Annotated in this window: 8 protein-coding genes; 6 read left to right on the top strand and 2 right to left on the bottom strand. The window is 74.4% G+C overall.

Translation table 11 applies throughout. The annotated features are described in order from the left end of the window. Nucleotides 1-746, top strand: a 746-nt coding sequence (locus HOY81_RS05030; protein ID WP_237318579.1) for a glycosyltransferase family 4 protein, incomplete at its 5' end; no start/stop codon positions are given. 173 nt (nt 747-919) lie between these two features. Here HOY81_RS05030 and HOY81_RS05035 read toward each other — a convergent pair. Further along, entirely contained in the window at nt 920-1,963 is a 1,044-nt protein-coding gene (locus HOY81_RS05035) for a LacI family DNA-binding transcriptional regulator (protein WP_237318581.1), read from the bottom strand. A 112-nt stretch (nt 1,964-2,075) separates the two neighbouring features. Here HOY81_RS05035 and HOY81_RS05040 point away from each other — a divergent pair, with 112 nt between their 5' ends. Beyond that, the gene (locus HOY81_RS05040; RefSeq protein ID WP_237318582.1) at nt 2,076-3,281 is read left to right on the top strand and encodes a beta-1,3-glucanase family protein; all 1,206 of its coding nucleotides are present in this window, start codon (nt 2,076-2,078) and stop codon (nt 3,279-3,281) included. A gap of 53 nt (nt 3,282-3,334) precedes the next feature. Here the strand turns inward: HOY81_RS05040 and HOY81_RS05045 are convergent, their stop codons facing one another. Further along, complete coding sequence (locus tag HOY81_RS05045; RefSeq protein WP_237318584.1) at nt 3,335-5,152, bottom strand: glycoside hydrolase family 15 protein; 1,818 nt, start codon at nt 5,150-5,152, stop codon at nt 3,335-3,337. A 334-nt stretch (nt 5,153-5,486) separates the two neighbouring features. On the opposite strand from HOY81_RS05045, the gene HOY81_RS05050 reads away from it, so the two are divergent. The 4 genes from HOY81_RS05050 to ald all read left to right on the top strand — a co-directional run bounded on the left by HOY81_RS05050 (nt 5,487) and on the right by ald (nt 11,400). Then, entirely contained in the window at nt 5,487-7,190 is a 1,704-nt protein-coding gene (locus HOY81_RS05050) for a CTP synthase (protein ID WP_237318586.1), read from the top strand. A gap of 1 nt (nt 7,191) precedes the next feature. Then, complete coding sequence (locus tag HOY81_RS05055; protein WP_237318589.1) at nt 7,192-7,845, top strand: NUDIX hydrolase; 654 nt, start codon at nt 7,192-7,194, stop codon at nt 7,843-7,845. Between the two features lie 184 nt (nt 7,846-8,029). Further along, complete coding sequence (locus HOY81_RS05060) at nt 8,030-10,132, top strand: tetratricopeptide repeat protein (protein WP_237318591.1); 2,103 nt, start codon at nt 8,030-8,032, stop codon at nt 10,130-10,132. Between the two features lie 152 nt (nt 10,133-10,284). Beyond that, nucleotides 10,285-11,400 (top strand): alanine dehydrogenase, encoded by a 1,116-nt coding sequence (ald, locus tag HOY81_RS05065; RefSeq protein ID WP_237318593.1) that lies wholly within the window; start codon nt 10,285-10,287, stop codon nt 11,398-11,400. The last annotated feature ends 265 nt before the right edge of the window (nt 11,401-11,665 follow it).

Genomic DNA, 11,665 nt, shown 5'->3' on the forward strand with positions numbered 1-11,665 from the left:
TGCCCGCGCCGCTCCGGGCACCCCGGGCGGGGCACGGGCCGGGCGCACCCGGGGCGGAGCCCGCCGGGACCGCGGAGCCGGGGGACGGCGCCGGGCGGGGCGGCGGACGTCCTCCCGGCGGGCCGTACGGGCTGGGCGGGCCGGGCGGCGACGAAGGAGAGCCCTGCACGGAATCCGAGCGGGCGGCCAAGGTCCGCGCGGAGATCGGGGCGGTCGACCGGCCGCTGCTGCTCGCCGTCGCCCCCCTCGACCGGCACCAGGGTCTGCGGACGGCGCTCACCGCGGCCCGCGCCTGGCGCAGCCTGGAGCCCCCGCCGCTGCTCGCGGTCGCGGGTGAGGGGCCCGCGCGCCCCGCGCTCCAGGCCCGGGTGGACGTGGAGGAGCTGCCCGTACGGCTGCTGGGCCGCCGGGACGACGCCCTGGAGCTGCTGGAGGTGGCCGACCTCGCCGTGGTCACCGGCCGCTGGCCGGGGCCCTCCCCGCTCGCGCAGGCGGCGCTGGCGAGCGGGGTGCCGCTGGTGGCCACCCCGGGGGACGGCCTCGCGGACCTGGTCGGCGGCGCCGCCGACCTGGTGCCCTACGGGGACGCCGAGGCGCTGGCCGCGGCGGTCTGCGGACTGCTGGCGGACCCGGAGCGCCACGCGGCGCTCGCCGCCGCCGGGCGTGCCCAGGCCGCGATGCTCCCCACCGAGGAGGACACGGTCGCCCATGTGCTCCGGGTCTACGACGAGTTGCTGTCCCGCTGACCGGCGCCGCCCCTCGGGGCCGCGCGGCGCCGGGCGGCTGCGCGGGCCGCCCGCAGTGCCGGGCGAGCCGGTGGCTCCGGCCACGGTACGGACGGGCCCGCACGGCCCCGCTGGGGCGGCGCCCCCGGGCACCCCGGCGGGCCGGTCGCGACGGTGCCGTGGCCCCCGGCGGTTCAGCTGGAGGCGCGGACCACGAGCTGGGCCGGGGTCACCACCGGGGCGGGCGCGGTGCCGTCCCCGGCGCCCCCGGCGCCGAGCCGCCGCATCAGCAGCGCCGCCATCATGCGGCCCATGCCCTCCACGTCCTGCCGCACCGTGGTCAGCGGCGGGTCCGACCAGCCCGCCGGCTCCAGGTCGTCGTAGCCGACCACCGCCACGTCCTCCGGCACCCGCCGCCCGTACGCCCGCAGCGCCCGCAGCGCGCCCGAGGCCATCAGGTCGGAGCCGGCGAAGACGGCGTCCAGCCGCGGCGCGCGCTCCAGCAGTTCGGTCATCGCGCGCTCGCCGCCGTCCGCGGTGAAGTCGCCGCGCGCGACCAGGGCGGGGTCGGGCTCGGTGCGGCCGAGGGCGTCGCAGTAGCCGTGCAGGCGGTCCAGCGCGGACGTCTGGTCCAGCGGCCCGGTGATGACGGCGACCTCGCGGCAGCCGCGGTCCAGCAGGTGTTCGACGGCCTGCCGGGCGCCGCCGCGGTTGTCGGTGTCGACGTAGAGGAGCCCGGGGTCCCGGTCGGCGCCGGGCCAGCCGGGGCGGCCGCCGAAGACGGTCGGCAGCCCGGACTCGGCGGCCATCGACGGCAGCGGGTCCTCGGTGTGCAGGGAGAACATCAGGGCGCCGTCGACGTGGCCGCCGGAGAGGTAGCGGCCGATGCGGTCGTAGTCGCGGCGCTGTTCGAGCAGCAGGAGCAGCAGTTGGATGTCGTGCTCCGAGAGTTCGCGGCTGATGCCGCGGAGCTGCTGGGCGAAGAACGGGTCGGAGAAGACCCGGGTCTCCGGCTCGGCGATGACCACGGCCACCGCGCCGGTGCGCCGGGTCACAAGGCTCCGGGCGGCGCTGTTCGGCACGTAGCCGAGCGCCTCCACGGAACGCTGGACCTTCTCGCGGACCTCCGCCCGTACCCCCGGACCGCCGTTGACCACCCGTGACACGGTCGCGCGGGAGACGCCGGCGTGCGCGGCGACGGCTTCGAGGGTGGGGCGGGAACCGTGGGCACCGTGCACTTCGCACTCCTTTTCCTGTCGGGAGCCCTTGACGCTACTCCTGTCACGCGGCACTGTGCAGGACCGTGAAGTGAGAGCGCTCTCACAACCCCCCACTGAAGGAGCGCATGTCATGAGCATGAGAAAGCTTCCGGGTGCCCACCGTGCACGGCTCTCCCGCCGCACCTTCCTCGGCGGCCTGACCCTGACGGCCGCCTCGGCCGGTACCGGCCTGGCGCTCACGAGCGGCAGCGCGGGCGGGGCCGAGTCCGGGTCCGCGGCCGCCGGGCTGCCGCTGAAGATCGTCAACAATACCGGCCAGTACGGCAACTCCTCGATACGGATCTACATCGTCGGCAACGACGGCACCCGCCAGGTCCGCGTCACCCCGGACGGGCAGCTCCGTCCGGTCGCCCTCGCCGACAACGGCCCGGACGGCTACACCGACTACGCCATCCCGCTGGCGGGCAGCGGCACCACCACCCTCAACCTCCCGCACCTGTCCGGCCGCATCTACGTCGCGCTGGGCGGAGAGCTGAAGTTCAAGGCGGTCGAGGACGGCAACGGCAACGCCGCGCTGGCCTACCCGGCCGGCTGGGTCGAGTCCGACCCCAACTACCCGGTGCTGCACGACTGCGCCGAGTTCACGCACAACGCCGACGGCATGTTCTGCAACACCACGATGGTGGACATGTTCAGCGTGCCGCTCGCCATCCGCCTCACCGGCGCCGCGGACCAGACCACCGGCACGCTGAAGGACGGCGCGCGGGACCGCGTCTTCGCGGACGTGGGCGCGGTGAGCGAGTTCGCCCCCCTGGTGGTCGGCGACCGCCGCGTCATCGCTCCCGGCCACGGGCTGGACGCCGGGCTCTTCCCGGCCGACTACCTCGACCCGTACATCGACCGGGTCTGGAGCACCTACGCCGGCCGGGACCTGCATGTGACCACCAACGCCGGCACGTTCACCGGCCGGGTGCGCGGCGACCGTCTCACCTTCACCGGCCCGGGCGAGGTCTCCTTCGCCCGCCCGTCCACCCGGGACGTCCTCTTCTGCCACGGTGCCCTCGCCGCGCCCAACGACCCGATCACCGGCCCGGTCGCGGCGGTGCTCGGCGCGGCCTTCAACCGCACCACCCTGGCCGCGATCGACCGGCAGCCCACCGACGACCCGGCGGCCTTCTACCAGGGCGAGCCGACCCACCACTACAGCAAGGCGCTGCACGCCGCCACGGTGGACGGGAAGGCGTACGGCTTCGCCTTCGACGACGTGGCCGGGTTCGCGTCCTACATCCAGGACCACGCACCGCGCGAGCTGACGCTCACCCTCACGCCGTTCTGACCCTGCGCGGGCCCGGCCGCCCGCCGGCCGGGCCCCGGCGCGTACGGGCGCGTTCAGCCCCCGTACGCGCCGGACGCCGTCAGCCGCAGCGCGGTGTCGATCAGCGGCACATGGCTGAACGCCTGCGGGAAGTTGCCGACCTGCCGCTGCAGCCGCGGGTCCCACTCCTCGGCGAGCAGCCCGAGGTCGTTCCGCAGCGCCAGCAGCTTCTCGAACAGCCGCCGGGCCTCCTCGACCCGGCCGATCATCGCCAGGTCGTCCGCCAGCCAGAAGGAACAGGCGAGGAACGCGCCCTCGTCGCCCTCCAGGCCGTCGACGTTCTCGTCGGCCCGGGTCGCCGAGGTGGGGTAGCGCAGCACGAAGCCGTCCTCGGTGGACAGCTCCCGCTGGATGGCCTCCACGGTGCCGATGACCCGCTTGTCGTCCGGCGGCAGGAAGCCCATCTGCGGGATCAGCAGCAGCGACGCGTCCAGTTCACGGGAGCCGTAGTACTGCGTGAAGGTGTTGCGCTCCTTGTCGTAGCCCCGCTCGCAGACGGTCCGGTGGATCTCGTCACGCAGCCGCTGCCAGCGCTCCAGCGGCCCGTCCACCTCCCCGGACTCGATGAGCTTCACCGTGCGGTCCACGGCCACCCAGGCCATCACCTTGGAGTGCACGAAGTGACGGCGCGGCCCGCGCACCTCCCAGATGCCCTCGTCCGGCTCGTCCCAGTGCCTCTCGAGATAGCTGATGAGCTTGATCTGCAGCAGCGAGGCGTAGTCGTTCCGCGCCAGGCCGGTCATGTGACCCAGGTGCAGCGCCTCGGTGACCTCGCCGTAGACGTCGAGCTGGAGCTGGCCCGCGGCGCCGTTGCCGATGCGGACCGGCGTGGAGCCCTCGTACCCCGGCAGCCAGGTCAGCTCGCGCTCGCCGAGGTCGCGCTCCCCGGCGATGCCGTACATGATCTGCAGATGCTCGGGATCGCCCGCGACCGCCCGCAGCAGCCACTCCCGCCAGGCCCGCGCCTCCTCGTGGTAGCCGGTGCGCAGCAGCGAGGAGAGGGTGATCGCGGCGTCACGCAGCCAGGTGAAGCGGTAGTCCCAGTTCCGGCTGCCGCCGATGTCCTCGGGCAGCGAGGTGGTCGGGGCGGCGACGATGCCGCCCGTCGGCTCGTAGGTGAGGGCCTTGAGCGTGATCAGCGACCGGACGACCGCCTCCCGGTAGGGGCCGTGGTACGTGCAGTGGCCCACCCAGTCCTGCCAGAAGTCCTCCGTCGCGGCCAGCGCGGCCTCCGGCTCGGGCAGCGGCGGGGCCTCACGGTGCGAGGACTGCCAGCTGATGGCGAGCGCCACCCGGTCGCCCGGCGCCACGGTGAAGTCGGAGAAGGTGGTGAGGTCCTTGCCGTAGGTCTCCACCTCGCTGTCCAGCCAGACCGAGTCCGGCCCGGCGACCGCCACCGTGCGGCCGTCCACCTTGTGCACCCACGGGACCACCCAGCCGTAGGAGAAGCGCATCCGCAGCGCGGAGCGCATCGGCACCCGGCCGCTGACGCCCTCCACGATCCGCACGAGCTGCGGCGCGTCCGTGCCCCGCGGCGGCATGAAGTCGATCACCCGCACGGTGCCGCGGGAGGTGTCCCACTCCGACTCCAGGATCAGCGACTCGTCGCGGTAGCGGCGCCGGGTGGCCGGAGGCGGCTCCTCGTCACTGCCGTGCGCGGGTCCCACCCGCCAGAAGCCGTGCTCCTCGGTGCCCAGCATCCCGGCGAAGACGGCATGCGAGTCGAACCGGGGCAGGCAGAGCCAGTCCGCCGTGCCGTCCCGGCAGACGAGGGCGGCCGTCTGCATGTCCCCGATCAGTGCGTAGTCCTCGATGCGCCCAGCCACGTGCACTCCAGTCCGACTGTGGATACGCCCCCGTGGGACGCGCGATCTTCCGTCCTGCCCATGCGAGTGTCCGAGCAGGATACGACGCGGTACAAGGTCCAGGGTGGCCCTTCCGGCGGACCGGCCTCGTCACCCGCCCGGCCCCTGCGTCCGCGCCGCCCCGTCGCCCGGCACCGCCGCGACCGGTCACTGATACCCTGGTAGCCCGTGGACCGGTGGGCATGCGATCTCGAGTCCTCGACACGGCAGCCCCCCGACCGCAGCGACGGCTCCCCTCTGCGGCAGCGTACGGGGTGCCGGTGCGCACCCCACCACGCGACCACGGGAGCCCCTCTTGGCCATGCCGACTCGATCCCCGTCTTCCATGACGACCAAGCACCTCTTCGTCACGGGGGGTGTCGCCTCCTCTCTCGGCAAGGGTCTCACGGCCTCCAGCCTGGGTGCGCTGCTCAAGGCCCGCGGCCTGCGGGTCACCATGCAGAAGCTCGACCCCTATCTCAACGTCGACCCCGGCACGATGAATCCCTTCCAGCACGGTGAGGTGTTCGTCACCAACGACGGCGCCGAGACCGACCTGGACATCGGCCACTACGAGCGCTTCCTCGACGTGGACCTGGACGGCTCGGCCAACGTCACCACCGGCCAGGTGTACTCCTCCGTCATCGCCAAGGAGCGGCGCGGCGAGTACCTGGGCGACACCGTGCAGGTCATCCCGCACATCACCAACGAGATCAAGAACCGCATCCGCCGGATGGCCACCGACGACGTGGACGTGGTGATCACCGAGGTCGGCGGCACCGTGGGCGACATCGAGTCGCTGCCGTTCCTGGAGGCCGTGCGCCAGGTCCGCCACGAGGTCGGCCGGGACAACGTGCTGGTGGTGCACATCTCCCTGCTGCCGTACATCGGCCCCTCCGGCGAGCTCAAGACCAAGCCGACCCAGCACTCCGTGGCCGCCCTGCGCAACATCGGCATCCAGCCGGACGCCATCGTGCTCCGGGCCGACCGCGAGGTCCCGGTCTCCATCAAGCGCAAGATCTCGCTGATGTGCGACGTCGACGAGGCCGCCGTCGTCGCCGCCATCGACGCCAAGTCGATCTACGACATCCCCAAGGTGCTGCACGCCGAGGGCCTGGATGCGTTCGCCGTGCGCAAGCTCGACCTGCCCTTCCGGGACGTGGACTGGACGCAGTGGGACGACCTGCTGCGCCGGGTGCACCAGCCCGAGCACGAGGTCACCGTCGCACTGGTCGGCAAGTACATCGACCTGCCCGACGCCTATCTCTCCGTCACCGAGGCGATCCGGGCCGGCGGCTTCGCCAACAACGCCCGGGCGAAGATCACGTGGGTGACCTCGGACGACTGCCGCACCCCGGCCGGCGCCGAGCGGCAGCTCGCCGGCGTCGACGCCGTCTGCATCCCCGGCGGCTTCGGCGAGCGCGGCGTCGAGGGCAAGCTCTCCGCCATCACCTACGCCCGTGAGCAGGGCATCCCGCTGCTCGGCCTCTGCCTCGGCCTCCAGTGCATCGTGGTGGAGGCGGCGCGGAACCTGGCCGGCATCGAGAACGCCAACTCCACCGAGTTCGACCGGGGCACCGCCCACCCCGTGGTCTCCACCATGGAGGAGCAGCTCGACATCGTCGCCGGTGACGGCGACATGGGCGGCACCATGCGGCTCGGCCTGTACCCGGCCAAGCTCGCCGAGGGCTCCCTGGTCCGTGAGGTGTACGGCGGCGAGCCCTACGCCGAGGAGCGCCACCGGCACCGCTACGAGGTCAACAACGCCTACCGCTCCGAGCTGGAGAAGAAGGCCGGCCTGGTCTTCTCCGGCACCTCGCCGGACAACAAGCTCGTCGAGTACGTCGAGTACCCGCGCGAGGTGCACCCGTATCTCGTCGCCACCCAGGCACACCCCGAGCTGCGCTCCCGGCCCACCCGGCCGCATCCGCTCTTCGCCGGGCTGGTCCGGGCGGCCGTGGAGCGGCAGCAGGGGGCGCGCACCGGAGAGACCGCGCAGACCGGCCGGACCGGGAAGGGAGCCTGACGTGGCGCAGCCGGAGCACGGGAGCGGCCCCCGCCTCGCCGACGCCCCCGAGGAGTGGGAGGTGCGCAGCACCGAGGTGCCCTTCCGCGGGAAGAAGACGAGCGTCCGCGCCGACGACGTGGTCATGCCCGACGGCGGCGTCGCCCGCCGTGACTACCAGGTCCATCCCGGCTCCGTCGCGGTCCTCGCCCTCGACGAGCAGGACCGGGTGCTGGTGCTCAGCCAGTACCGGCACCCGGTGCGGCAGAAGCTCTGGGAGATCCCGGCCGGGCTGCTCGACGTGCCCGGGGAGAACCCGCTGCGTGCGGCACAGCGCGAGCTGTACGAGGAGGCGCACGTCAAGGCCGAGGACTGGCGCGTGCTGGCCGACGTGTACACCACCCCGGGCGGCTGCGACGAGGCCGTGCGGATCTTCCTCGCCCGCCGGATCTCCCCGGCGGAGGGTGCACGCTTCGAGACCTTCGCCGAGGAGGCCGAGATGGAGCACGCCCGGGTACCGCTGCCGGACCTGGTACGGGCGGTGCTCGCCGGTGACCTGCACAACAACGCCCTCGTCGTCGGCACCCTCGCCCTCAGCGCCGCGCTCACCGGGGACGGCCCGGACGCGTTGCGCCCCGCGGACGCGCCCTGGCCCGCACGCCCCTTCGAGCCCTGAGCCGGTCCGGTCCGGCCCGCACCGGGACCGGGCGGGCGCGATGATCCGATGAGGTGATCCTGCGCCGCTCCCGCAGCCCTGCGGGGCAGGGGCGGACGGGCGGGGTGAATTACGCTCGGTGCCACCCCGCCGGCGGCTCGGGCGGGTTCGTATGCACAGGCGCACACGGACGGGAGCGTGGCCCGTGACGGATCAGGCGGTGCGGGGCGGCACGCAGGGCGCCGCGACCGCTGCGGACGGGTTCGTGGGGCGGGAGCGCGAGCTGCGGCTGCTGCGTACGGACATCGAGCGGGCCGGGCTGCACACCCTGGCCGGACGCCCCGCCCCGTACGGCCGGGTGCTGCTGGTCGCCGGCCGGCCCGGCTCCGGCCGTACCGCGCTCGCCGGCGAACTGGTCCGGCGGATCGCCGGCCGCTACCCCGACGGGGTGCTGCGGGCCCGGCTCAGCGGGCCCACGGGCGTACCGGTCCCCGCCGAGCGCACCGCCCGCGAGCTGCTCGCCGCCCTGCGTACCCCGGCCCCGCCCGCCGGAGCGGACGAGGACGAGGTGACCGGGGCACTCCGGGACGCCCTCGCGGGCCGCCGGGTGCTGCTCCTGCTGGACGACGTCGCCGACTCCGGGCAACTCCTCGACCTGCTCCCGGACAACCGGCACTGCCTGGTCGTGGCCGTCGCCCGGGGCCCGCTCACCGGGGTGAGCGACGTACGCCCCTGCGTGCTGGGCGGCCTCGACCGCGGAGCCGCCGTCGAACTGCTGCGCCGCCGCTCCGGCGCCGCGCCCCGGATCACCGTCGACCCCCGCCGTGCCGAGGCCCTGGCCGAGGCCTGCGGCGACCTGCCGGCCGCGCTGCTGCTGGTCGCCGGCTGGCTGGCGGCCCGGCCCAAGCTCTCCGTGTCCGACGCGACGGCGCGGCTGGAGGAGATCCCCGCCGGCGCCGACCCCCGCCGGCCGGACGTGCTGCTGCGCGCCTTCCGGCTGGCGCACGGCGGGCTGCCGGGCCCGGCAGCCCGGCTGCTGCGGCTGCTCGCCGTGGCACCCGCCGGGTTCGCCGACGCGCAGATCGCCTCCGCGCTGGCCGGCTGCCCGGTACCGGACGCGGAGGGCGTGCTCGCCGGCCTCGCCGGTGCCGGTCTGCTGCACCCGGCGGCCCCGGGCGCCTACCGGGTGCCGGGGTGCCTCGCGCCGCTGCTGCGGGCGGAACTCCACGCCCGCGAGCGCCCGGCCGAGGTGATGCTCGCCCGGGCCCGGATGCTGGAGCGCACGGTGCGGCAGCTCGGCGCCTGCCGGGCGGCCGCCGACCCGGACGGTGCGGCTGCCGCCCGCCGGCTGGAGGCGTTCCCCCGGCACCTGCGCTTCCCCGGGCGGGCCGCCGCCCGCGCCTGGCTGGAGGAGCGGCTCCCCGCCCTGGCGGCGGCCGTCCGCCCGGCGGCCGACGAGGCCGGCGGCGAACTCGACTCGCTGGCACGGCGGCTCGCCCTCGGGCTGGCCCGTGCCGGCGAGGCTCACCACGGCCGCGAGGCCGCCGCACCGGAGAGCTACCGGCTGCACGAGCTGGTCCTGGAGCTCGCCGAGCGCGGCGGCCGGCAGCGGGAGCGCGCGGCGGCGCTGCTCCGGCTGGCCGACCTGGACCTGCGCACCGGACGGCTGCGGCAGGCCGCGGGCCGCTACCGCGCGGCGCTCGACGCGGCACGGGACTGCGGCGACACACCGGCGGCCGTGCGGGCGCTGGAGTCGCTCGGCGACACCTACCGGGAGCTCGGGGACCAGGCACGGGCCGCCGACTGGTACGGGCGCGCGCTGGAGCACCACCACGCGGCCGGTGCCTGGCCGGAGGCGGCCCGCCTGCACGGCCGGCAGGGCGCCGCGCACGCCGGGGCGGGGCGCTGGGAGGAGGCGCTGCGGGCGTGGCGGGCGTCGGCCGCGCTGCACCGCAGGCTGCGGGACGCCCCCGGGTACGCCCGGGCCCTGGGCGAGGCGGCACGGGCGCTGGAACGGGCCGGACGCGCTCCGGAGGCGCTGCGGACCGGCCGGGACGCGCTGGCCGCGGCGGCCCGTGCGCGGGACACCGGGCTGCAGCGGGAGCTGCGGCTGCTGCTGGCCGCCGCGAGCGAGGCGGCCGGCGACGCGGAGGGCGCCCGGGCGCACCGGGACGCGGCGGACCTGCTGTGCGCGGGAACCGGGAGCTCCGGGCCGGGTGGAGAGCCCGGACCGGCGGCGACCGATGGTGGCAGTGCTGTTACCGCAGGTGCGACCTGCGAAAGCAATAGCCATCAGAAGAAAAATTGACCCTTTGCAAGGCTAGACAGTGCAGCATCCTTCATTAGACTGGCTCCGCCGTGGCCATCCCGGCTGCTTCCGGCATTCCCGTCATGTGCGGAAAGCCGGCGGATGGGTAGGGCGTCCCCCAGCACTCTCATCAGGCAAGGACCGTGATCGCCGTGAAGGTCGGCATTCCCCGCGAGGTCAAGAACAACGAGTTCCGCGTCGCCATCACCCCGGCCGGCGTGCACGAGCTTGTGCGCAACGGCCACCAGGTCTACGTGGAGCAGGGGGCCGGGAACGGCTCCGCCATCCCGGACGAGGAGTACACCGGCGCCGGTGCCACCATCCTGGGCACCGCCGACGACGTGTGGGCCACCGCCGACCTGCTGCTGAAGGTGAAGGAGCCGGTCGCCGAGGAGTACCACCGGCTCCGCAAGGACCAGACCCTCTTCACCTACCTGCACCTGGCCGCGTCCGGTGCCTGCACCGACGCGCTGCTGCAGTCCGGCACCACCGCCATCGCCTACGAGACGGTGGAGACCGCGAACCGCACCCTGCCGCTGCTCGCGCCCATGTCCGAGGTCGCCGGGCGCATCGCCCCCCAGGTCGGCGCCTACCACCTGATGCGCTCGGCCGGCGGCCGTGGCGTGCTGCCCGGCGGCGTTCCCGGTACCGGCGCGGGCCGTGCCGTGATCATCGGCGGCGGCGTCTCCGGGTGGAACGCCACCCAGATCGCGGTCGGCATGGGTTTCCACGTCACCCTGCTGGACAAGGACGTGAACAAGCTCCGGGAGGCCGACCGCATCTTCGGCACCCGGGTGCAGACGGTCAGCTCGAACGCGTACGCCCTGGAGCAGGCGGTGCTCGGGGCCGACCTCGTCGTCGGCGCCGTGCTGATCCCCGGTGCCAAGGCGCCGAAGCTGGTCACCAACGAGCTGGTGTCCCGGATGAAGCCCGGGAGTGTCCTTGTCGACATCGCGATCGACCAGGGTGGTTGCTTCGAGGACTCCCGGCCCACCACGCACGCGGAGCCGACCTTCCGGGTGCACGACTCGGTCTTCTACTGCGTGGCCAACATGCCCGGAGCGGTGCCCGCCACCTCCACCTACGCGCTGACCAACGCCACGCTCCCGTACATCGTGGAGCTGGCCAACCGTGGCTGGCGGGAGGCCCTCCGGCGGGACGCCGCACTGGCCAAGGGCCTCAACACCCATGAGGGAGAGGTCACCTACGGCCCGGTCGCCGAGGCGCACGGCCATCCGGTCGCCGAACTCAGCACCCTGCTGGGCTGATCCACGCCGGCGAACGCGCGGGCGTCAACCCGCGCCGTCAACGTCGGCCCGCGCCCGTCACCGGCCGGACCTCCGGAGGGGAGGTCCGGCCGGTCGCATCGCCGCATCGGCGGGGGGCCGGGCAACTCGCCGCGAACATCACCGTTCTGCCGATTCGCGCGCCGGTGAAACCTCACATGTGCGCCCCTTACGCCCTTGACAGCGGCGCGTTCACTTGCCGACACATCGTGCCGTCTCCGGCGGATTGTGTTGCTGCGGACCGCCG

Origin of the sequence: Streptomyces sp. JJ36, from assembly GCF_021696945.1 — a bacterium.
In the GTDB taxonomy this organism is placed as follows: domain Bacteria; phylum Actinomycetota; class Actinomycetes; order Streptomycetales; family Streptomycetaceae; genus Streptomyces.